This window comes from Microcoleus sp. N9_B4 (genome assembly GCF_036701635.1).
Classification (GTDB): Bacteria; Cyanobacteriota; Cyanobacteriia; order Cyanobacteriales; family Microcoleaceae; genus Microcoleus.
Genome location: NZ_JAUBRC010000061.1, coordinates 13,722 through 36,107, shown reverse-complemented (window position 1 = coordinate 36,107; position 22,386 = coordinate 13,722). Strand labels below are relative to the sequence as shown.

18 protein-coding genes are annotated in these 22,386 nt (G+C 45.2%); 8 read left to right on the top strand and 10 right to left on the bottom strand.

Annotated elements, in window-relative coordinates:
- Both QUA43_RS27310 and QUA43_RS27305 read right to left on the bottom strand, forming a co-directional pair.
- A partial coding sequence (locus tag QUA43_RS27310; protein WP_333378364.1) for a protein kinase domain-containing protein occupies positions 1-1,031 on the bottom strand: 1,031 nt, incomplete at its 3' end.
- Between the two features lie 658 nt (positions 1,032-1,689).
- Entirely contained in the window at positions 1,690-6,558 is a 4,869-nt protein-coding gene (locus tag QUA43_RS27305) for a CHAT domain-containing protein (RefSeq protein ID WP_333378361.1), read from the bottom strand.
- Between the two features lie 456 nt (positions 6,559-7,014).
- On the opposite strand from QUA43_RS27305, the gene QUA43_RS27300 reads away from it, so the two are divergent.
- Positions 7,015-7,209 (top strand): hypothetical protein, encoded by a 195-nt coding sequence (locus QUA43_RS27300; RefSeq protein WP_333378358.1) that lies wholly within the window; start codon positions 7,015-7,017, stop codon positions 7,207-7,209.
- Positions 7,210-7,319: 110 nt separating this feature from the next.
- On the opposite strand, the gene QUA43_RS27295 is transcribed toward QUA43_RS27300, so the two are convergent.
- A complete protein-coding gene (locus tag QUA43_RS27295; protein ID WP_333378355.1) occupies positions 7,320-7,610 on the bottom strand; it encodes a hypothetical protein in 291 nt (96 codons plus the stop codon).
- 221 nt (positions 7,611-7,831) lie between these two features.
- On the opposite strand from QUA43_RS27295, the gene QUA43_RS27290 reads away from it, so the two are divergent.
- From QUA43_RS27290 to QUA43_RS27270, 5 genes are all read left to right on the top strand, one after another.
- A complete protein-coding gene (locus QUA43_RS27290; RefSeq protein ID WP_333378353.1) occupies positions 7,832-9,406 on the top strand; it encodes a nucleoside transporter C-terminal domain-containing protein in 1,575 nt (524 codons plus the stop codon).
- A gap of 516 nt (positions 9,407-9,922) precedes the next feature.
- Entirely contained in the window at positions 9,923-10,528 is a 606-nt protein-coding gene (locus tag QUA43_RS27285; RefSeq protein ID WP_333378350.1) for a DUF3318 domain-containing protein, read from the top strand.
- 47 nt (positions 10,529-10,575) lie between these two features.
- Positions 10,576-10,848, top strand: coding sequence for a hypothetical protein (locus QUA43_RS27280; protein WP_333378347.1), 273 nt, complete (start codon positions 10,576-10,578; stop codon positions 10,846-10,848).
- A 2-nt stretch (positions 10,849-10,850) separates the two neighbouring features.
- The gene (locus QUA43_RS27275) at positions 10,851-11,303 is read left to right on the top strand and encodes an HNH endonuclease (RefSeq protein ID WP_333378344.1); all 453 of its coding nucleotides are present in this window, start codon (positions 10,851-10,853) and stop codon (positions 11,301-11,303) included.
- 665 nt (positions 11,304-11,968) lie between these two features.
- Positions 11,969-12,379: a hypothetical protein gene (locus tag QUA43_RS27270; protein ID WP_333378341.1), complete on the top strand. Its 411-nt coding sequence runs from the start codon at positions 11,969-11,971 to the stop codon at positions 12,377-12,379.
- A 260-nt stretch (positions 12,380-12,639) separates the two neighbouring features.
- Here the strand turns inward: QUA43_RS27270 and QUA43_RS27265 are convergent, their stop codons facing one another.
- Positions 12,640-14,418 (bottom strand): glycosyltransferase family 39 protein, encoded by a 1,779-nt coding sequence (locus tag QUA43_RS27265; RefSeq protein ID WP_333378338.1) that lies wholly within the window; start codon positions 14,416-14,418, stop codon positions 12,640-12,642.
- Positions 14,419-14,517: 99 nt separating this feature from the next.
- Entirely contained in the window at positions 14,518-15,735 is a 1,218-nt protein-coding gene (locus QUA43_RS27260; RefSeq protein WP_333378335.1) for a glycosyltransferase, read from the bottom strand.
- Between the two features lie 140 nt (positions 15,736-15,875).
- Between QUA43_RS27260 and cofH the strand changes: the two genes are divergently transcribed.
- Positions 15,876-17,021, top strand: coding sequence for a 7,8-didemethyl-8-hydroxy-5-deazariboflavin synthase subunit CofH (cofH, locus tag QUA43_RS27255; protein ID WP_333378332.1), 1,146 nt, complete (start codon positions 15,876-15,878; stop codon positions 17,019-17,021).
- Positions 17,022-17,065: 44 nt separating this feature from the next.
- Here the strand turns inward: cofH and QUA43_RS27250 are convergent, their stop codons facing one another.
- Together QUA43_RS27250 and QUA43_RS27245 are read right to left on the bottom strand one after the other, a co-directional pair.
- Complete coding sequence (locus tag QUA43_RS27250) at positions 17,066-17,725, bottom strand: Uma2 family endonuclease (protein WP_333378330.1); 660 nt, start codon at positions 17,723-17,725, stop codon at positions 17,066-17,068.
- Positions 17,726-17,816: 91 nt separating this feature from the next.
- Positions 17,817-18,080 (bottom strand): hypothetical protein, encoded by a 264-nt coding sequence (locus QUA43_RS27245; protein WP_333378328.1) that lies wholly within the window; start codon positions 18,078-18,080, stop codon positions 17,817-17,819.
- Between the two features lie 216 nt (positions 18,081-18,296).
- Between QUA43_RS27245 and QUA43_RS27240 the strand changes: the two genes are divergently transcribed.
- Complete coding sequence (locus tag QUA43_RS27240; RefSeq protein WP_333378326.1) at positions 18,297-18,539, top strand: helix-turn-helix transcriptional regulator; 243 nt, start codon at positions 18,297-18,299, stop codon at positions 18,537-18,539.
- 27 nt (positions 18,540-18,566) lie between these two features.
- On the opposite strand, the gene QUA43_RS27235 is transcribed toward QUA43_RS27240, so the two are convergent.
- The 3 genes from QUA43_RS27235 to QUA43_RS27225 form a co-directional block, all read right to left on the bottom strand.
- Entirely contained in the window at positions 18,567-19,535 is a 969-nt protein-coding gene (locus QUA43_RS27235; protein WP_333378324.1) for a hypothetical protein, read from the bottom strand.
- Complete coding sequence (locus tag QUA43_RS27230) at positions 19,525-20,661, bottom strand: AAA family ATPase (RefSeq protein ID WP_333378321.1); 1,137 nt, start codon at positions 20,659-20,661, stop codon at positions 19,525-19,527. Before QUA43_RS27230 ends, QUA43_RS27235 begins: the two co-directional genes overlap by 11 nt.
- Positions 20,662-20,965: 304 nt before the next feature.
- Positions 20,966-22,204, bottom strand: coding sequence for an LL-diaminopimelate aminotransferase (locus tag QUA43_RS27225; RefSeq protein ID WP_333378318.1), 1,239 nt, complete (start codon positions 22,202-22,204; stop codon positions 20,966-20,968).
- Positions 22,205-22,386 lie beyond the last annotated feature (182 nt).

Here is a 22,386-nt window from a genome sequence, read left to right as displayed (position 1 = left end):
GGTTTATAAACTTCTTGTACTAAGGCGGATTTTCCAATGCCTGAGTAACCGGATACTAGCATCATTTCGGTGCTGCCTCTGCTGACTCGCTCAAAGGCTGCTAATAAGGTTTCCACTTCTGTTTCTCTCCCGTAGAGTTTTTGAGGGATTTGAAACTTATCTGTAATATCTTTTTGGGCGATCGCAAAATCTGCAATTCCTCCCGTAGTTTTTAATTGTTCTAGGCATTCTTCTAAGTCAGCGATAATTCCCCAAGGGCTTTGATATCTGGCTTCAGCGGTTTTCGCTAATAGCTTCATCACAATATCAGAAACAGCTTTAGGAATTTCTCGATTGATTTGGTGGGGCGGTACTGCTTGTTTGGCAATGTGACAGTGGATTAATTCCATGGCATCGCTGTAATCCCATGGCAATTGCCCTGTTAGGAGTTCGTAAAAAGTGACTCCTAACGAGTAAAAATCAGTGCGGTAGTCGATCGATCGGTTCATTCTCCCTGTTTGTTCCGGCGATATATAACTAAGAGTGCCTTCTAAAACATTAGGATTTTTTAGGGTAGGATTTTCGCGCTTTAAAACAGTAGAGATGCCAAAATCTATAATTTGAACCCGCCCTGTGGTTGAGTTAATGATAATATTGCTGGGATTGATATCTTTATGAATAATTTTATATTGATGAATTTCACCTAAAGCCCGGGTTATTTTAATAGCGGTTAAGAAAAACTCTTCTAATTTCAGTTGGTGAGAAGCCAACAAGAGCTTTAATGATTCTCCACCACAATCCTCGAAAATGATAGCCAAACTGTTATGGTATCTTTCTAAGCTGTAGGTTTTAGGCACACTTTCTATGGTAAGATTGCGTGTAATTTCGTATTCTTGCTTGTATCTGACTAACGAAGCTGGCAGCGGATAATCTTGTTTGAGAAATTTGAGAATTACTGGTTGGTTGTCTTGCTTTCTCAGTCCCCGGTAAACTAACGAATTATTACTTTCATGAATTTGGTGGGAAATCTCGTAGCCCGGTAAGTTAATCATTCTTACATCCTCTTATGAGTATTAATACTCAATTATTGTTTAGAAATTGTTAATTAATAAAGTAGATGTATCCTCTAATACATAATAATACCCGAAATTTTAATAAAAACTTAAGTTTCTAAAGAAAAGTTATTTTTTATTAACATTTCTTAAAAATAAGACGACTAAACATTCCGGTCAGGAGTACGATCGCTCCACAGTTTCCTGTAAAATCCGGCAAAACAGAGTGAAGTGCGATCGCCCTTGAGCTTCCTAGGAGATTTGGGTGCTGCATAATTAGAGTATAAATATGGGGAATTACCATGTAATGAAAGCGAGTGCAAATCACTCCATATAGCACTCCTTGCAGGAGTCGTAAATTTTTTACCCACCCCAATTCTCCCCTTATCAAGAGGGGAGGGAGTAAGAAATTCACAAATGATTTAGGATTGCTATACATTACCTAAAATTTCAGGATATTCTAGTTCCTGCACTATTGATATCATGTCCGATCGATTAACCATAATATGCCGATCGGGGCGGGTTTTTGAGATTGTCAATTATTGGCAGGTAATGTTGGTGAGGGGAACCCCTAAAAAAATCGCGGTCGCTCGACCGAATATGATATGATTCCTTGATTCAGCAACGCGTCTTTTTCCTTCTTCATTCCCCATCTTCATTACCAAGGATTGCCAATCATTGTAAAGGCGGCCCAATAATAAGGATGCAAAAGCACTCGATCGCCCCGCGCCGCAATTTCCGGAGGCAAAATTAAACTTATAGAAAGCCCTTCGACTCGCAGCATCCCGTCTTGAATCCGCACGCGCCCCTGCAGCATCTCCAATTGCGCGCGCCGCAAAGCCTCCGCTTTAATCATCAAATTGCCACCGCGTCTGGGGGCCCGCAACTGCCGATAAAACTCAGTCATCAGCCCCAAAGTCCCCTCATCGCTGACTTCCCACAAACTCGCCAAAGCGGATCTAGCACCGCTAGCTACCGCCAAACCCGCAAACCCCAACTCCGCATCTGCATCGCCCAAAGCGGTACTGCACGCGCTTAAAACTAACAGATTCACCGGCGGTTCATTCCATCGCAACTGCCGCATTTGATCGATACGCAATTTAGTATCCCACAACTGAATGTAAGAATTTTTCGGTTCCCCGGGCTGGAATTCGCTGTGAGTTGCTAAGTGAATGATGCCAAAAGGTCGATTTGCCCGCTGAGCTTGCAAATTTCCGAGAGTAAAATCTTGATTCAAAAATGATTTTCCCCGATCGGGCGGCGCGATCGACTCTAACTCCACCGGTACCGCTGGTAATGGCGCTTTATCTTCAAATACCGACGCCCCCATCGCCAAAATTTCATCATCCGCAATATTGTCGTAGCCGATATCAGTTAAACTCAGACTAGGCATCACGCTAATGCTGTATTTCTCAACTAAAAAGCCTTTGCCGTCGTGAAGGGCCGCAAACGGCACACTCCGCAAACCTGCTGCCGGAATTACAATTAAATTGTCAATCTTTAAAGCTGCCAATTCTGTGGCAACGGGCGCAATTAACCACCGATAAAGTTTTTGCGCGGTATCCAAATAACTAATGCTGCTTCTTTTTCGGGGATTAGTTATTTCGCTTTGCAGGGCGTCGGCTAGTTGCAACACCTGCCAGCGTGTTGTCGCCGGAATTAAAACGCGCCTCGGTTGAGCGTTAGCTGTTACTAACACTAATTCTAAATGCTCCCCGTTAGGAACATCGGAAACTTCTTTGCCATCCGGCGGCAACCTCTGGGCTAACTTATATTCTAAGGGTTGAGGAGGCTGGGATGTGAGTTTTTTTGTCACAGGCAATAGATTAGATAAATCCTGACTTGCTACCAGCACTGAACCATTTTCTTTGGCGGTGGTGGCAGCCAAGCCGCTGACCCAATTCATATAAATAATGGCCGACTTTATCCCAGTAATTTGTTCATTTTTACGAAGATTTTCGTAAATAACCGACATATTACTAATCGGTCTTCTTGCGGGCAAATCCAGATATTTTTCGTACTCGCGAGTAAAGGTTTTCTCAAATGATAAAACTCCCGAACCTGCTAAATCTAGCCTGCGAGAAGGAGCGAAAATATCGGGGCTAATTGGGGAATGTTTGTATCTACTTTGCGATTGCAATTCTACTTGCACAGATGCAGGAAGTGACAGCGCAGGAGCAGGATTTACTGGCTCTAGAGGCTGTTCGGGAATTGGTTCGGGAATTGGTGCGGGAATTGGTTCGGGAATGGGTTCGGGAATTGGTGCGGCAATTGGTGCAGGAGCAGAGGGCGGGCCCGGCGTAACTAGGGAAATCTGATTTGGTAAACTTCCTTGGGTGTAAGTTTGCCCAAAAGCAAGACTGGGCAAAATGGCGTTTCCCGCGCCAGCATTAATGCTTCCCAGGGTTCCATTGTCGATCGCGCCACCAACTACAAACGGTCGATCGATACCGCCTCCGTGGCGAATTGCGATCGCCCCCGCCCCTGCACCTCCGGCAGTAGAAATACTGGAAAAATTGCCGGATATATCGTTGAAAATACTGTTCGAGCGAAACAAACCGAGGGTTGTCACATCAACGCTGCCGCCAGTGCCACCAGTGCCGCCTTGAGCATTGATAAAGCCCGACTGAATATTACCTGTCGCGTTCAGGGAAACGCCCCCGCCGTTGCCGTTTGAAGTGCCGCTGGAGTTGATATCTAAAGCCGAAATGCCCGCTTTCGAGGTGACATCAATATTTCCGCCGATCGCCCCCGAAGCGTTCAAAGCTCCCGCAGTTAAAGGCCCAGCAGTGGTTTGGAGAGCGATCGCGCCTCCTGTTCCCGTTGCGGATGAAGAGTCGATCGCGCCTGCAGCAACAGTATTTCCCTCAACCCGAATGCTCCCACCGTTCGAGGTAATATTACCAGTCCGAACCTCCCCGCTTCCTTGCAGATTCACGCTGCCGCCATCCGTTCTTAAATTACCCTCTAAGAGGACATTTTCTGCCTTGATATAGGCTCCCAAAGCGGCCGTGCTGTCCCCCCCGAAGGTAACGGAATCGCGGGCGTTAACGCTCAAACTGCGCGCTGCAATTGTGGAAGCAGCCGTCACGTTAGCAGCGTCGGCCGAAAGCAGGCCCAACCTCTGAGTTTGACCGACTCTGCCGTCAAAAGTAATGTTGCCGCCAGCGCGCAGCGTCAAATTATTAGCCCGGCCCGGCGTGCTGTCGAGGGTATTGGCAAAAGCGATATTGCCGATAGTGGCGGCAAGGGCGGCGGTGCGATCGACTGTGACGTTACTATTGAAAGTCATGTCGCCAGATGTCGCAATATTGGCCGATACCTCGGTACTGCCGGCGTTTACAGTCAAACTCGCCAGCGGTGCAGCTTGACCGACTGTAGCGCCGAACAGCACTCGCTGAGCGTCTACTCTCAGGGCGCGAGCTCCGTCTAGGCTACCGGAGAACAGGATGCTGCCCGTAGCTTCTGCGCTCAAAGCCACGTCAGCATTGAGGGATGCGTTTCCTGTAAATGTGAGATCGGCGCCGGATGTCGCAAGGTTGGCGTTGAGATCAGTTTGGGGTGCGTCGAGAGTCAAGCTAGCGCTGCCGCTTGTACTCAGGGGATTGTCGATCGCGATCGAGCTGCCTTGAAGTGTCAGCGGGCTGTTGAAGGTAATGGGTGCGACGATCGCGATCGACTCGCTGCTACCGTTTTCGCGCCCGATCGCGATCGAGCTAAAATCCCCCGCCAAAGCGCCCAGATCCGTTGCCGTCAAGTCTAAAATGCCCAAAATATCGCCTGTGCCACCGATCCGAATTGCTCGGCTATCGTTGGGTTGCAAGCGAATTGTTCCCCCCGCACTGCTAACGGAATTGCTGCCGCCTCTGAAGTCAATGCCGTTAGCAGTGAGAGCGATATTACCGCCGTTAGCATTGAGTGCGCCCAGAGAGATGCTGCTGGCGAAAATGTTGATGTTGCCGCCTTGAGTCTCGATTAAATCCTTGGGGTCATTGACAAAAAACACTCCGCCCGATCTAAATGTTACGGTGTCTCCCGTTATCGCTTGCAAGAAAAGTTTGTTATCGGGCAAGTCTTGGAGGGTGATGTAGCCGGGGGTTTCTAGAACCACGTTGCTGCCGGCCGCCATCTGTTCCAACTGCACTTCTGAGATCGATGTTTCATTGGGTTCTGGTGCCGATTCGAGTTCGCCAGCGGTCGATTGCGCGCTGCTGTCGCCGTTACCGCTGACGATCCTAATATTTGCCGGATCTAGCAACAAATTGCCGATCGCACCGTTAGTCGCGCGGGTATCGACCTCTCCTTGGAAAGTTAAAGCATTTTTGCCCGAAACTTCTACTTTTCCGCCGTTACCTGTGGCGATGCCCCCGCGAGCACTAATATTGCCGAAGAAGCGAGTTGTATTGTCTGACCAAATTACCGCAGTGCCGCCATTGCCGCGGTCGATCGCGTTTGCTGCGATCGTAGAATCAGGACTAACATAAGTTACCTGGGCATTTGGTACTGGTTCCATCCCCTGGAAACCGCCTCCGACGCGCACAGTACCTCCGCCGTCAGTCCCGGAAGCATTGATATTTGCGCCAAAGAGTCCGACTTTTTCCCCTAAAATATTGACTGTGCCGCCAGCATTCCCAGAAGGGCCCAATACATTTACAGAACCGGAGACGATCGCACTTCCGGCAACTGTCGGCACTGTTTGGCCGCCAGTCAGTACCAATTGACCTTGTTCGTTAGTCGTTAAACCTGTGGCTGACGCTAAGCCGGGGCCCGTCAGCAACTGCGGCAAAGCTTGTGGGGCGATCGCAGATGTTTCTGACTGCAAAGACCGAGTAATTTCTAAACTCAATAAGTTGCCAACTTGACTGATGCGGACAGCATTTTGTCCCGGAACAGCAGCCACAGTAATTTGACCGTTGGGAGCGGATAATTGTCCTGTATTAATAACGGTACCACCGAGCAAAGTTAAACTTTGCCCGCTGCCAACTGCCAAGTTTCCCGCATTGACAATTGCACCCACTTGTGCGTTATTAAAATTAAATTGATTAGGATTTCCCAGTAAAGCTTTGTAATCATTAATTCCGCTCGAATTGAACCAGCGATTGCCGAAACCAATACCTGTAGCAGTTGTCGCGAAAAAAGACCCCGGCACGTTTAATCTAGCATTTTGACCGAAGACAATTCCCGCCGGATTCATTAAGAATAAATTCGAGTTGCCGCCGCTGATCGAAATCAGACCGTTAATGATGGAAACATCGCCGCCGGAAATTCGCCCTAAAATATTTTGAATATTGGGATTAGTTAGAAAATTAGCTATTTGACCTTCACTGAGATTAAATTGGCTGAAGCTGTGAAACAGATTTGCCCCGTTTCCCGACAGTTGTCCGCCGCTAATGTCTGTGCGATTTTGCTCGGATTTAACAACAGTATTAGTGCCGTCATTTGCAGGAATGACAGGTTGCGATCGCACTGCTAGCGGTAGCAGCCCAAAACCTAATGTCAAAATTAGAGCCGAACGAAAATAGGTCATTAGTCAGTTGTCAGTTGTCAGTTGTCAGTTGTCAGTTGTCAGTTGTCAATAGTCAATAGTCATTAGTCATTAGTTAGTGGTTATTTTTCTTATATTTGTTGTTATTTGTTGGTTCCAATGACCAATGCCCCATGCCCCATGCCCCATGCCCTATTTTAATCTCTTCTCGTTTTGATTTTTTTTGAGCTGTAATGTTCCGCCCCAGTGCCAATAAACTTAAAAAGGTCGATCGAACACCGCCACCGCCGGGGGTCGATCGCACTCCGAAAGCACCAGTTGCCAGAATGTCGGAAATTTAATGCAGATTTTATATTTATCTGTCGCATGTATCTTGACAAAATGCCCTCAAAGCCTTATGATTTCAGCACTGACTGGGTGGGACGGCAAAAACCCGCAAAATAACTGGCTGCTCTAATGAAGTTAAAAACAAAATATTAATGCTTTTAGAGACCAACCATGCAAACTCCAACTTTCCCATTTCTAACGGAACAAATAGTTGAGCAAATCTTTTCGTCAGGCGAACTGACTCGCAATGACAGACAGCGAATTCAGTCAATGCTGTTAAATGAGTCGATCGGCGAAAATGAATTGAGCTTAATTGAAAGAATCATGGAAGGCGTAGTCAAGGGAATACTTGACGTGCTGAATTAGTTGAGAACGGGCGATAACTTATCTAAACGTAGGGTGCGCCAAGCCGCGCACCTTACCCTAATTTTAAATAAAAAAATCGCAAAGCGAAAAGCGAAAATTCTGTCACGGTTCTAAAAATCATCATCCGGTCTGTCATCCGGGCCGTCATCAGAGAGTTCATCGCGACGCACAAGTTCAGAAGGAGGCCTATCGTTACTCCAGGCCCACCACACGCAATCGCACTGGCAGCGGTAAAATTCTTGCCACTTGCGACGGTTGAACTCGGTGTATACTGGCGATCGGCGATTAATCCAGACCTCAGCGGCATCCGTGCAGCTAGCGCCGCACTTGGGGCAGCAAAACTCATTAGCGTGAACCGCCGTCGCAGTCCATTCAGGAGGATGTGGAGCAAAAGCTTCCATGTGTTAGAGTTTCTATCTAAACTGCTGGTAATTACGGCAAATCAAGGGTTGCTAAAGATCCGCAGACTTCGGAATGACCTAAGCAGTGACATAAGTACGCTGTTGAGTGCGTAATTCATCTGCCCGTTATTTTTTTTTAGCATTTGCCGTCCGATGAATAGTATAACTGATGTGGTGCAAATCGTCGATCGGCATTCTTAAGTATTTCAAGGACTAGGCTCATGTCTATCTACAATCTTATCTCATTTCTGGGAATTTTTGGCTTATGTGCGATCGCCTGGGTTTTTTCAGAAAACCGACAGTCGAAGTATATACCTTGGCGCGTCATCATCTGGGGCATTGGCCTGCAATTAGTCTTAGGATTTTTAGTATTTCTGTTCCCCCCAACTCGCATCGCTTTAGAGTGGTTTACTAGCTTGCTTGACGGCGTATTTACCGCTGCTGACGCTGGAGCGAGATTTGTATTCGGGAGTAATGTTGTACCAATACCTGGTAAAGAGCCGGCAATTAATTTAGGATATATTTTTGCCTTTCGAGCTTTACCGACAGTCATCTTTTTTTCTGGCCTCATGGCCTTGCTATACAACATCGGCGTGATTCAAATTGTCACCGAACTTTTTGCCAAAATCTTTTATACGACAATGCGGTTGAGCGGCGCAGAAGCCCTCAGTGGCGCTGCTAATATCTTCGTAGGAATTGAAGCGGCAATTGTCGTCAAGCCTTATTTGCCACAAATGACTCGTTCCGAACTTTGTGCAATCCTCTCTTGCTGTTTTGGAACCGCTGCTTCTTCAACTTTAGCAATTTACGTTAGTTTTCTCAAGCCAGTTTTTCCCAATATTTTAGGACACTTAGTTTCAGCCTCAATTATCGCTATTCCCGCTTGTTTTGTTCTATCCAAAATCTTAGTACCCGAAACAGGAGTGCCCCTGACAATGGGTGGCATTCCCAAGGAAGAACCCAAGCCTAAAGGCCGCGAGTTTGTGGGCGAAGAAATTTCGGACAGGGAGCGCGAAGAATTCACACAAGAGACTGTTGGGGGAGAACCCATCGAACGAGTCAGCCCTTTAGATGCAGCGATAATTGGTGCATTGGACGGTGTAAAAATGGCAGTGGCAATTGCCGCTGTTTTGATTTTAATCTTAGGCTTAGTTTCCTTAATCAATCAATTCTTTGGTTGGCTGGCAATTTTGCCCGGCCCCATTGGTGGCTTTTTCAAAGTTGTCACCTTAGCCAACATTATGGGATTTTTATTTTATCCCCTGACGCTATTAACAGGAGTCTCCATTGACGACTCTTGGCAAGCATCAGTAATCATCGGTCGCAGGCTGTTAGAAACAGCGATTCCGCCCTATCAAAGTTTAGCAGAAGCGGGGGCAAAAGGACTGGTGAGCGATCGTACAGTTTTAATTGTTAGTTACGCCCTTTCCGGCTTCGCCCACTTAGCCTCCGTCGGCATATTTGTCGGCGGCACAATCGCCCTAATTCCATCCCGTCGCAAAGACATTTCCGAACTCGGTTGGAAAGCATTATTTGTCGGCACCTTAGCGACAATGATGATCGCTTGCATCGCGGGAACCTTCGACACCGGAGACGCCAGCATTTTAGGCGCTAAAACAGCCCCTGCTGCCCCGCTAACAGCCCCTGATTCTCCCAAACCACTGCCATCCCCAGCCGCGAATTCAAAGCCGTCAGTTGCCCCAGCAATTGCCAGCCCGAAGCCTTCTGGTAATACCGAAAAAGCGGCTCCCAGAGAGCAAGAATCTTCCTCTCCCGCATCCAAGAAAAATCCTTAATATCTTCTATTGACTTGTCGGGGCTGGTTTGACAAACAATATTTAATTCCCGTCAAAAATCTTGTAAACTCGCCCCCACACAACCAATAATCTAGATCAACTTTGATTTGGATAAAATCAGTTATTGATGTACTCTGACTAAAGAAACCGGGTTTTTTACCAAATCTGTGGCTGTAACGCATCTTCTCAGCAAAAAACCCGGTTTCTGGCGACCAGTGCATAACTCCTAAGATTGTCAATTATCCACAAATATTGTATATATAGGAATCCTTGCAGGAGTTGTAAATTTTTTACCCCACCCCAACCCTCCCCTTAGTAAGGGGAGGGAGTAAGAAATGCACAAATGATTTAGGATTGCTGCTATAAAACTAGCGATTGGGTGGGGGCGGGTTTACGAGATTGTAGGTTTTAGGCAATTATTTTCGGTAAAACCCGCCCCTATGAGGCAGTGACCGATATTATTGTTTTTTATGCCTATGCAATCACCAATTACCAATTATCAATTACTCTAAATTTATGAATTCCGAACCAGAAATTCGCCGCCTGTTAGATGTGATGCCCGCTTCCGGCCGCATGACGTGTAAAATTATTAATAAGCCCCAACAATCAACGGTAATTGACTGCGATTTTCCTTTGCCTTGGAATACTGCTCGCCCGATTTATATTAATTTTGATTTGTGGCGGCTGCTATCTAAGCCACAGCGGGATTTACTGCTATTGCGGAATGTAAGTTTTCTGTGCAATGTTAAGTGGTTTAAACCGGATATTTATCAAGGTGCGGCTCTGGCGGGAATTGTCGGGACTGTTGTAGAATTGTTGCAGGGAGATGCGATCGGCACTGCGATCGCGGGCGGTTTGACGGGACTCGCCATGACTCGAATTTGGCGCGACAACCGCAGTTCCCAAGTAGAATTAGATGCTGACGAAGCGGCGATTAGAGTGGCGGGAAGGCGCGGTTACAACGAAGCGGAAGCGGCCGGACATTTGCTTGGGGCGATCGAGGCTGTGGCGCAAATTGAAGGGCGCAGTTTGGATTTTAATGAGTTGATTCGGTGTCAAAATTTAAAGGCGATATCGGGTATTTCGGCGGTGGGCGTGCCCGATAGTGTCAGGAAAGATTAAAAAAAACCTAGATATAATTAAGACGGAAACCCATAAAATCCATAACTATGTTAATCCTGCCAAAACTGGAAAACCTGCGCGATACTCTACCTATAGAAGGAGCTGTCCGAATTGAATTAGTGGAAGGCGTACCCATTTTTAAAGCCTCCACCGCTGTCAAAAATCGAATCCAAGAACTGTTGGATAAACAACAAACTTTGCCGCTAAATACTGAGGAAGAACAAGAACTGAATCTTTACGAAGAAATTGACGATTACCTCAGTTTTGTCAATCGGACTGTCCGCAATATTTTCTTGGGCCAGATTCAGCCTACTGTGTAGAAATGTCCGGTCGCCGTCAAATCCCTGAAAATATCCAAAATCAAGTTCGTCAGAGAGCAAACTGTCTGTGCGAATATTGTCATGCCTCCGAACAATGGCAGTACGTAGAGTTTACTATCGAGCACATCATTCCCTTAACTAAAAATGGGACTAACGATATTGACAATTTGGCACTAGCTTGCTTTCACTGCAACCGCAAGAAATCTGATAAAACTAGAGCGATAGATGCTCAGTCAGACGTAGAAGTACCGTTGTTCAACCCCAGACAAGATAGTTGGATCGAACATTTTATTTGGTCTGCGGATGGATTATCAATAGTTGGTTTGACTCCAATTGGACGAGCTACAGTTACAGCATTAGTCTTAAATCGAGAGAGAGTCATTAATATTCGGGCCGCTGACAAAGCTATAAAACGACATCCACCTGCCGCCGATTTAATTCAGTCAGAAAGTTGAGCATACTGAGAGTTACTAAAAGTTTGAGCGGCTACCTCTGCCACAAAATTTGTACTGAAATGAAAGGTTGATTCCTGCCGAAAGCTTCGCTAACGCACTTATTTTAATCGAAAGTGCGATCGACCAATCTATCCCCCTATGGCTCCTCCTCATCCACTCGCCGACTGAGATAATCGGGCAACTCATCAAAACATACCCCCACCAAACGGCAAAAATCCCTCATTTGTCGAACAGTCATCGTAGGTTCGTCTCCCTTTTCCCATCGCCGCACCGACGAAGTAGGGACACGGCAGTGCCGTGTACTGGTGCGAAAACTTAAATTAATTTTGAGCTGAATTGTTTGTTTTTGGCATTGTCTAACGTTTATTTATGATTGTTTTTGCTTTTGATTCGCCTATTTTAACCGCCTATTTTAAGCGCTTATTTTGAACCTTTAACTAATGGAATTAAATTATGTAATAACTCAATTTAAAAGTTGATTTTCGATCTAACATAGCGTTATTGCCCAACACGATATAGTTTCCGATCGCTCTTGAGGCAATCGAGGAAAAATCATCAGCTAGGACGCATCTTTATTGAAGTAGCGCGATGTTCGATCGCGCTCACAATAAAGTGCAAGTCTGTCACTTTTATATGGGCAAACATACCCAATTTAGAATACAGCCATGAACACCCCAGAAACTGCGAATGCCTGGATTATTTACCGACTCCTGCCCAACTTTCAGCGCTTGCCCGTCGCGCAATTTCGCAGCCGCAGCGAAGCAGAATCTTCCCTGAAAGTCATCCGGCAAATGCTACCCAATACCGAATTAATACTTGCTTTCGAGGTTGGGCCAGAAAATCCAACTACCGAACTCAATCAGCCCCCGGCTAAAGAACCAAACTTGCAAACTTCAGTTAACCGAGAACTCTTGAAACTTTTCATTATCAGTTCTCGTCCTGTTGTTTCCCGCGTCATTCATTCTTTTCACCGCGATAATTTTGCCTGCGTTTCTGACTGGAGTCCGCTTGTCCCAACTCAAAATCCCGGTGAAGTGATGAGCGTCTTAATTAAACATTTTGCCGCTGACTCTTAGTTTGCCACCCCTTGATGATTCGGCGGTTGAAACCGCTACTACACAAACGAAGTCTGCCTCCGCAGACTAAGAAATAAAGGGGGTATTTAAGTCGGATTTGGTATTAGTCCTCTTTGAGAGGACTTTAGCTTTGAGGCAGGGGTTTCAACCCCTGCCGGACTGCGGTTGTAAGGCTAACTCTATATCCTCTACTTCTTGAGTCATAAATTTATCACTATCTCTCCCCAGTCATCGAACCTTAGCTGCGGGCGATCGCCAAATCAGGAACAATGATAAACTTGATATTCATACCCATCCACCGCAGGCAAATCGCGCGATTCAACCTGACATTTTTGTGCTTCTAGATTCACAGGTGCGCGAAAATTAACCAACCACAAATCAAGCGGGCGTTCTAATTGACTGAGTGTTTTGTCAAGTGTCCCTGCCGCTATTTCCGGCGCATTTCTTCTCTGTTTAACTAAAAGAAACTGTGGAGAATCCGATGCTTTAACGTCCTCCTCCTTCCCTCTTCCTTCTTCCCTCTTCCCTCTTCCCTCTTCCTTCTTCCTTCTTTCCCATTCCCACCCTATCCCCATCAACTCTCCTATTTCTACATGAGTCTTTTGAGTAGTGGCAATTAACACGGGAACTTTCGATAATTCGCGGATAACCGGAATTAAAAGGTCTGGTTTGTAATATTTGCGATAGCCGAGATTGGAATTTACTGTGACACCGCTAAAAAAACCCATTGCTAAAATTAGCAGAACTGCTTTTTTGCCAGGAACTTCGATCGCCCGTAAATTAAACCATTGACTTTTTGCTGTAGGTGTGTTAAAAATAACCGCCAAGGTTGCTCCTAAAAGCAATATCACCCCCGGAAAGTAGACGAAATTGTATCGTGCGCCGCGAGTTAGGTCAATGCCGAGAATATATGCAAAGCTGAAAAATAGGAAAATTGCTCCTAGCACAAATCCGCCAAAAATAACAGTACCTAAACGAGTATCGGGCGCTGTTAAGGACTTTTTAAGAGCGCTAAACAGGATGGGAAGCACCAATATAAAAAATATTGTCATTACGATCGCCGATGCAACTACTACTACCAAATTTGGCGATTCCACCGGCAGCAGAGAGATGACAGTGATCCATCCAGCTAAAGCTTGAAAAATCGGCGCGATCCAATCTATAAATGTGCGATCGCTGCTGACAATCCAATTAGTTAGTTCGCTGCCGTATTTATTTGACAAAAATACGGGCAACCAAACTAAACCGCCAGCCAAAGTACCGATCGCTACTGCGAAAAGCCGCCAGATGATTTGAAATTGCCAAATATTAGGCTGCTGGCTGTTGTCAATTGGCAAATTTCCATTAAACTGCTGCCAGATTACAGCAATTAATGCCATTGCTTCGGCACACAAAGTCAGTGTAAAAAAATAGTGAGCGGCAATTCCTAAACAATTAACAACTACCCAAAGTAGCACCGCCAAAATAGGCAGGGGAGCGCGCTGTTGCAGCTTTTTTGCAGCTAATGTGAGGCAAAAAAGAGAGGCAATAACTAATAAGATTCCTAAAGTGTAATGGCGAGCTTCTTGAGCGAGATAAATGCCGTAGGGAGAAACTGCCATCATCGCGGCCGCACATTGACCGACTAAACGAGAACTAAAAGCAAACTTGCCTACAAAGTAGATAGCTGGAACTGAAATCACGCCCAATAATGCAGGAAGAGCTCGCCCTATCCAAACTAAACTATCCTCGGTCGGCCCAAACAGTCGCATCCACCAGTGGGCGAGCATAAAATATACTGGTGGATGGTTGCTTTCTAGCAGCAAATTGCGGAGCACGTCGGCGGTGTCAGCATCGGGGCGCAATTGTAGCGGTTGTAATAATGTAGAAAGATCGATCGCGCGATCGATCGGCACCCCGCGAAAACTGTTGCCCAAACTAAACACTAGAGTCGAAAACTCGTCTGTCCACAGCGGTTTCGAGTCCAAATTGGCAAAGCGCAAAATAAAGGCGATCGCCGTCCACAGAAATAGCAACAACAGTTGTTTGTTCTTAATCATTAATTCAGTCATCTCAAGGCAGTTGGCAGTTGGCTGTTGTCAGTTGTCAGTTGTTAGTTGTCAGTTCCAATAACCACTAACCACTAACCAAACTCAAAACTATTTTTGAACGTCCGTCACCCGCCAGCTCAGCTTCATATTGATCCAGAAATTCCACAGAGTCACAGTTGCGATCGCAATCAACTTAGCCAAATATTCGTTTACCTTAAAAAAATTAAACAGCACATTCACCAGCAGCACATTCATCATCAAGCCCATCAAACAAATCACATTAAATTTCAACAGCCGTTTCAAGCGCTGGCGCTTTCCAGGCTGCCGCTTAGAAATATCGCGAAAAGTCCACAAATCGTTCCACAAAAAATTATTGATAATTGCCACTTCAGCAGAAAAGATGGCACTGCGAGTCAGCCCCAAACCGAGGACAGTCCGCAGCAGGTAAAAAACTCCCATATCCACAAACACGCCGCTGAAACCCACAATGCCAAACCGCAGAAACTTGCCCATCGGCCACCGGGCAAACCGCAACCGAAGCAAATGTCGCAAATACTCAATATACTGTTTCCAAGTAACTTTGCTCTCACCTTCTTGCCGCTCCTGAAACACGTAACCAACTTCTCCAATCCAGCGGATGTCGCCCCTGCCGAGCACTTCAATCAATATTTTGTAACCAGCAGGATTCATGGTTTTGCCCGCAATGCAACTGCGACGCACCATAAAATAGCCGCTCATCGGATCGGAAACTCGGCCCACCACTCCCGGCAGGATCACCAACCCCAGGGTTTGAGCGCCCCGCGATAAAAATCGCCTGACAACGCTCCAGTCGCTCACCCCGCCCTCGCCCACGTGGCGACTCGCAGCAGCTAAATCTGCTCCCCGCTGAATTTCTGCTAAAAGCTGCAATAGCGTCTCCGGGGGATGCTGCAAGTCGGCATCGATGACGCCCAAAACTTCGCCCCGAGCCACCTGCCATCCGCGAATTACCGCTGTGGAAAGTCCCCGCTCCTCTTCCCGGCGCATCACCCGCAATTGCGGATATTCCGGTGTCAGGGACAGGGCGGCTTCCCAGGTGCGATCGGGGCTGTCGTCATCGACTACAATTAATTCGTAGTTGCTGGGAAGGATACCATCGAGCAATTGGCTCAATTTTTCCACCATACTCTGGATATTCCTGCACTCGTTGTAGGTGGGAATTACCAGGGAAAAATAAATTGGCGGTGTGCCTGCGTGTACAAAAGTTGAACCGAAAGTTTGTATAGCAGGAATTTGCAAAGGCCCCGACGGCACTGGCAAGACCTGATTTGGTTGGTAGCTGCCCATAATTTCAGTGTTCAGAAAGTCAAGGATAGTTTGGTAGAACTTGAGATTGTAAAATATCGTTCCTCCATAATTGATTAGTTAAAATATAAAAACGCCTTAATTCTAGTCAGTAATTCTGTAATTGAGTTGAAAAGAAAACTGTGGATGCAATTCTCGATCGAGCTTTACAAGGTTACAACATCTCTACCGCAGAGGCTTTGGTACTTTTGCAGCAAAGAGAGCCAGACGCGCGAGCTTCTATTCAAACAACCGCTGACTTGCTCCGCCGCCGACAATCAGGGGATACTGTCACCTACGTTATCAATCGGAATATTAATTTTACTAACATTTGCGAGCAGCATTGCAGTTTTTGTGCATTCCGCCGCGACGAGGGAGATGAGGGCGCTTTTTGGTTAGACGCAGCTCAAATTCAGGAAAAAGCAACTGATGCAGTGCAGCGGGGTGCAACGGAAATTTGTATGCAGGGCGGCTTAAATCTTCAAGCTAAGCTGAACGGCGCATCTTTGCCTTATTATCTGCAATTGGTGAAAACTATTAAGGATAAGTTTCCTCAGTTGCACTTGCACGCTTTTTCGCCGCAAGAAATAGAGTTTATTGCCAGAAAAGATAATCTTAGTTTCAGCTATGTAATTTCGGCTTTGCGGGATGCGGGAGTCGGTTCGATGCCGGGAACCGCTGCGGAAGTTCTCGACGATGCTGTGCGACGGGTGATTTGCCCGGAAAAACTAAATTCGGCAACTTGGTTAGAAATTGTGGGAACTGCTCACAGTCTGGGTTTGCCGACAACGAGTACGATGCTTTGCGGGCATATTGAGACGGCCGAACAGCAAGTTTTGCATTTAGAAAAAGTGCGATCGCTCCAACAAACTGCGATCGACCAAAACTATGGGGCACGCATTACAGAATTTATTTTACTACCCTTTGTCGGACAGGAAGCACCGGCACCTTTGCGGAGTCGAGTCGGCCGCGACCAACCAATTTTAGCAGATACATTGTTACTCACCGCAGTATCGAGAATCTTCTTAGGAAATTTGATTTCCAATCACCAACCCAGTTGGGTAAAATTAGGTTTAGATGGAGCTACAGAAGCGCTGAAATGGGGCTGCAATGACATCGGCGGTACATTGATGGAAGAACACATTACAACGATGGCCGGTGCGGTTGGCGGCAGTTGTCAGTCTGTCGAAGATTTGCAAAATGCAATTAGTTCTTTGGGGCGGAGTTATCAGCAAAGAGATACAGTTTATCGACCTTTAGGGGTTGACAATTTGGCAGTAAGTGTGTGATTTTTTGGAGGCGAAGTGCGAAGTGCGTAACGTCTCCTACGAGTTTAGCCGTTAGCGAAGCCCTCGGAGAGGATCGCACTTTCAAATTCTTCTAGCGCTTGCAAATTTCCCACCTGCCAAGCACGTTCTACCGCAGTGGGGATAAGTTGGGCGATCGCAATTCCCGGAAAATTGGGACTACTATCGGATTCTACATACTCTCCATCTTGCAGCAAATAAATGCGAAGTCTGCCGCTGTCATAAACCCAGATTTCTGGAACTCCAATAATTTTATAGGCATCGATCGTAGTTTTAGAAGCTACATCCGTTTCAATTGCTAAATCCGGCGGCGGATCGTCCGGCAAAAGTCGGCGGCGGCTAATCATCCGCTGATAATTTAGAATATAAAAGCAAGCATCAGGTTCAATTCCTGCTGCACCTTCCCGCTTGAAAGTAGTAGAACCAAAAGGTTCATATCTTCTGCCCGCCGACTTTAGTAAAATTTTGACAATATCGGAAATTAAATCTTTCGGCCTTTCGTGTTCGGGTAAGGGAACCATGATTTCTAAGGTACTGTTGCTGTAGGCAATTCTGGTTCTTCGCTTTTCTCCTAATTCCTGCAAAATCGACTCGAATTCCAGCCAACTTATATTGGGAATAGTTACAACACTGCCGGGCGCAAGCATTATTTGGCTAACGGGTTTAAGGACGGGATTAATAGTCATAATGTTGATTTAATTTTATTTCTCAGTCCGCGCAGGCGGACTTTGTTTGTGTAGACGCGATTTCAATCGCCGAGTAATCCAGGGAGTAACTTCATTGCAGGCGGATTAATTTGACCAACAGACTCATTATTTCTCCCTGTTCGGGTGTAATAATGATGCGATTGTCGGGAATCGCGATCGGATGAGTCCAACGAACAGCTTCCTCGTAGCGCAATGCGTGCAGTTGGTGGATAGTTCGCCGTACACCCAGCGGCGAACCGATGATGACGTGACGGACTGGTTCGCGATCGCCCTCAAAGGTTTGGTTGGTTAAAATTTGGGGCGATGTTTGGTTCGATGATGAATCTTGCAACATAGCTTTGACCAATAATTTTGGATAGGTTTGATGCTTTGTAACGGTAAAACCGCGTACAATAACAAGTTGAAGAAAAGACAGCAATTCCCCTACAGCACAAGTTGCGGTTCTGGTGCTGTCTCATCTCTATTGCTATAAGCGTAAATTAAATAACGGTAGGCGTCAACCTATTTAATAAAAGCGTAAATTTATTTAACATAAAGTAACAAATAGCCTATGGAAATCTCAGAAAGAGCCGAGCGATCGCCCCTAATGCGACTGAGAGTTCAGCGGTTTATGACTCAAAAGCAGCTAGGAGAAGCACTTGGAGTTACGGAAGCGACGGTAAGGAACTGGGAATCGGGGCGATCGGTACCGAAGCTAACGCCTGTTCAATACAAGAAGTTGTTAAAGATTTTGCAAATTACTTCCGATGAATTACCAGACCAATTTGGTTTTCCTAGCGATGCTGATGGATAGAAAATGGAATATTATAATTGAGGCGTTTTATTTAAACGAACTATCATACAATGTCTTGATAAAAAAAGGAATGTGACACTTAACCTCGCTATTTTGCTGGGAATAAAATTCCGCAATTTTTAACGATAGTTGTTCTCTAAATACTTTCTCATTTCTACTCCAGTCAGGGGGTGGCTTAATTTTTTCCCAATAATCATGCTCAGGTTGTTTCTCATTCTTAACTTTTTTAATTGTGAGCAAAGCCATAATTAATTGATGCTTGCACGTTTCATCGGAGGTATTTTGAAACTCATTTTTCCATGAATCTTGTAATTTATTTAAGTCCGCACAATTTAAACAATGATTTATGCGAGCGAGCGCTCTCTGTATGTTAAGGTTATTCTTCAAGTCGGGATCGCTACTAATTTTATCAGCCATATCCATATAAATACTATTCAGTTCAAGAGGATTATCCTGATACATCGGAGGATGAGGATAATCATCAAATATTGATTGAAGCTCAGGTGTAAGAAAATATGCTTCTTTATGAATTAAACCTGTAATCCATATCCGGTGCCGTTTTGCATTTTGCGATCGCACCTCCGATTTTTCGTAAAGATCGCAAAAAATTGCTTCTGTATCGGGAAAAGGGTAATCATCAATCTTTTGCAGGTGCAAGTCCAAATCTATCATTGCAAAAAGTCGATCGGGCTCTAAATACGAGTTACCGGTATCCTGTTGGTGTAATTTTAAAAGCTTCAAATAAGTATTTATTACACTTGCGCGATCGCCACAGTTGAAAAATTGTGGCAGCTTTTCTCTCCACCATCTCGGAACGCAAGCCTTATAAAAGTTGGCATCCGGCATTTCCTCCATTTTTTTATAAGCTTGAGGCGATCGCCTACCCTCGATATCGGGAATAGGGCCTTCGCATAGCACCACAATTTTGTTCTTAATTCTGGGAGATTGAAGAATTATCTCGCAGTGTTCTTTTAGCTGTTCTGGACTAAGACTCATTTGTAATATTAGATTCTTGTTTGATAAGTTTTGGCTCTATTTCTTTAACGTGAGCTGGTGTCAAAGCTTCACACAATGCGTAGGAGTGAGTTGCCAGAATATATTGATTGCTGGGCCCCCACTCTTTGAGGTCTGATATAATTTGATATTGCCAATCTGGATGAAAAGCAATTTCAATTTCATCCATCAACACAATAGCATCTTCTATGTTGCGAGACTTGAGCCATATATAAATGCTAAGTCTTTTGAGTTCGCCGTGACTTAAATCTTCTGGATATAGTTCTATAGTTTCACCATTCTTATACAATTGAAAGTTGACTCCCGAAAAATCTTCATTTAAATTTATCCTTTTATTTGATAACATCAAATTTAAATCGCTAATTAGAGTTTGATAGCTCTTCCCGTAGTTACCTGTTTTAATCGCTTCTCTGAAGTCGCGATCGCGAGCATCTTTAAATGATTTAATAAGTAGCTTTACAGCAAGGAAGTCATAGGTAAACAAGCCATTTAATTTAGATCTTGCAGATTCGAGGATCGCGTAATAATTCTTATCTTCCTTACTTGAGTTGCTAAATAATAGTTTTCTAGAATCCAGCGGAAGAAATAGAAAAACTTGGGTTGATGGAGCTGCTAGAAAAATTTTATGCGACAGTTTGTCTAAAAATAATTTTGCTTCATGCTTTTTTAGAATATTAAAACAACATAGTAACTCTGTATTTGGTTCTTGATTATTATTAGATTGTTTAGCGCTTGAATAACTACATATATGTATCAAGTTTTCTGGTTGTATCTCTTCCAATAAAAAATCTTCAATAACAGAATATTTCCCACAATAGAATTCAAGTTTAACTATTTTTTCTCCCTCCAAAATGTCAATGAGGGCTAAGACTCTTTTTTCTTCCCCATCAGCAACTTTAAATCCCTGAAGCAGATTTTGTAAAAACGGTTTTTTAGCGTCATCAACCGAACAGTGTAACAATACAAAAATCAACTGCAATAGCGTACTTTTACCGCCACCATTTTGACTCCCCAGCGGAAAAATTTTAGGAAAAAAATCCTTTTCAAAAGTTATGTCAATGTCCTTTAAACCCCGAAAATCAGGAACTTGAACTCGTAGCAAGTGCATAATAAACTCCTGGTGTTAGCTTGCATTTTTTATTGAAACCCTGAGCCACAATCATTTTAGATTATAACTCACATCTTTTACTATTTTCATGAACAGGCTTTCCGGCCTGTACCACAACATATTAAATTAATGCTTTTTCGCTGATTCCGGCAGTCCGCCAGGGGTTGAAACCCCTGTCTCAAAGCTAAAGTCCTCTGAAAAGAACTGAAGAACTCATGAGTCCTCTTCAGAGGACTTTAGCTATTAGCCAGGGAATTCATTCCCTGGCGGGCTGGCGGCCTTTCGGTTTAAGCAGGAGATGAGATTAAACCTTAAACTTCTCCACAATCCGTCTCATCGCCTCCTCCACATTCTCCCGACTATTAAACGCCGAAATGCGGAAATAACCCTCGCCCGCCGCACCAAAACCAGAACCCGGAGTTCCCACCACATTGCAAGTTTCCAGCAACTTCTGAAAGAAATCCCAACTCGACAAACCGTGAGGTGTTTTCACCCACACATAAGGTGCATTTTCGCCACCAAAAACCTCGATTCCCGCTGCTGTCAATTTCTCGCGAATAATCGCAGCATTTTCCATGTAAAAATTGACTAATGCCTGAATCTGTGCCTTGCCTGCCTCTGAATAAACCGCCTCAGCACCGCGCTGCACGATGTAAGAAACTCCGTTAAATTTAGTAGATTGGCGGCGGTTCCACAGCTTCCAAATTTCGACATCGGAACCATCTGCTGCTTTTCCAGTCAAAGTCTTCGGTACAACTGTTAACGCACAGCGAGTACCCGTAAAACCAGCATTTTTGGAAAAAGAACGAAATTCGATCGCACAATCCCGCGCTCCTTCAATTTCGTAGATAGAATGCGGTAAACTCGGATCGGTAATATACGCTTCGTAAGCCGCATCGAAGAAAATAATCGAACCGTTAGCTTTAGCATAATTTACCCAATCTTGCAAGTGTTCCTTGGTTGCAGTTGCCCCCGTCGGGTTATTCGGAAAACACAAGTAAATTAAATCGACTTTTTTGTCGGTGGGAATTTGGGCAGTAAAATTGTTTTCGGCTGTAATTGGCAGGTAAACTAAGCCGCCGTATTCCCCATTTTCGTTCGCATCTCCCGTGTGTCCGGCCATCACGTTAGTGTCTACATACACCGGATAAACTGGATCTGTAACTGCGATCGTGTTATTGTTGCCAAAAATATCGAGAATATTGCCACAATCGCACTTAGAACCATCAGAAATAAAGATTTCCGAAGCATCAACATCGCATCCCCGCGACTTAAAATCGTGCTCGGCAATTTTTTCCCGCAGCCACTCATAACCTTGTTCCGGGCCGTATCCTTTAAAGGTATCCCGCGAACCCATGTCTTCCACCGCCTTCACCATCGCCTCCCGACAAGCAGCCGGTAGCGGTTCAGTCACGTCGCCAATCCCCAGCCGGATGATGGGCGCTTCGGGATTCGCCTCTGCATAGGCTTTCACCCTGCGCCCAATTTCGGGAAACAGGTAGCCAGCTTTGAGTTTGAGGTAATTGTCGTTGATAGTTGCCATAGTTCGATCGCTACAAATGTCGTACAATAGCTTACTGCTAATTGGCAGTTGACTGTTGACTGTTGACTGCTAACTGTTGACTGTTGACCGAAAAGCCCTAGGATTCATCCGTGAGAGTAATCCTAAAATTTAAAACCTAAAATCGGCAGGGTACTTGACCAAAAAATCAAATCTGCTTGTAT

What these genes read in the sequence shown, in the direction of transcription:
- QUA43_RS27305 (WP_333378361.1), bottom strand. Translation starts at nt 6,558, where the DNA reads ATGACCTATTTTCGTTCGGCTCTAATTTTGACATTAGGTTTTGGGCTG.
- QUA43_RS27300 (WP_333378358.1), top strand. Translation starts at nt 7,015, where the DNA reads ATGCAAACTCCAACTTTCCCATTTCTAACGGAACAAATAGTTGAGCAA.
- QUA43_RS27295 (WP_333378355.1), bottom strand. Translation starts at nt 7,610, where the DNA reads ATGGAAGCTTTTGCTCCACATCCTCCTGAATGGACTGCGACGGCGGTT.
- QUA43_RS27290 (WP_333378353.1), top strand. Translation starts at nt 7,832, where the DNA reads ATGTCTATCTACAATCTTATCTCATTTCTGGGAATTTTTGGCTTATGT.
- QUA43_RS27285 (WP_333378350.1), top strand. Translation starts at nt 9,923, where the DNA reads ATGAATTCCGAACCAGAAATTCGCCGCCTGTTAGATGTGATGCCCGCT.
- QUA43_RS27280 (WP_333378347.1), top strand. Translation starts at nt 10,576, where the DNA reads ATGTTAATCCTGCCAAAACTGGAAAACCTGCGCGATACTCTACCTATA.
- QUA43_RS27275 (WP_333378344.1), top strand. Translation starts at nt 10,851, where the DNA reads ATGTCCGGTCGCCGTCAAATCCCTGAAAATATCCAAAATCAAGTTCGT.
- QUA43_RS27270 (WP_333378341.1), top strand. Translation starts at nt 11,969, where the DNA reads ATGAACACCCCAGAAACTGCGAATGCCTGGATTATTTACCGACTCCTG.
- QUA43_RS27265 (WP_333378338.1), bottom strand. Translation starts at nt 14,418, where the DNA reads ATGATTAAGAACAAACAACTGTTGTTGCTATTTCTGTGGACGGCGATC.
- QUA43_RS27260 (WP_333378335.1), bottom strand. Translation starts at nt 15,735, where the DNA reads ATGGGCAGCTACCAACCAAATCAGGTCTTGCCAGTGCCGTCGGGGCCT.
- QUA43_RS27250 (WP_333378330.1), bottom strand. Translation starts at nt 17,725, where the DNA reads ATGACTATTAATCCCGTCCTTAAACCCGTTAGCCAAATAATGCTTGCG.
- QUA43_RS27245 (WP_333378328.1), bottom strand. Translation starts at nt 18,080, where the DNA reads ATGTTGCAAGATTCATCATCGAACCAAACATCGCCCCAAATTTTAACC.
- QUA43_RS27240 (WP_333378326.1), top strand. Translation starts at nt 18,297, where the DNA reads ATGGAAATCTCAGAAAGAGCCGAGCGATCGCCCCTAATGCGACTGAGA.
- QUA43_RS27235 (WP_333378324.1), bottom strand. Translation starts at nt 19,535, where the DNA reads ATGAGTCTTAGTCCAGAACAGCTAAAAGAACACTGCGAGATAATTCTT.
- QUA43_RS27230 (WP_333378321.1), bottom strand. Translation starts at nt 20,661, where the DNA reads ATGCACTTGCTACGAGTTCAAGTTCCTGATTTTCGGGGTTTAAAGGAC.
- QUA43_RS27225 (WP_333378318.1), bottom strand. Translation starts at nt 22,204, where the DNA reads ATGGCAACTATCAACGACAATTACCTCAAACTCAAAGCTGGCTACCTG.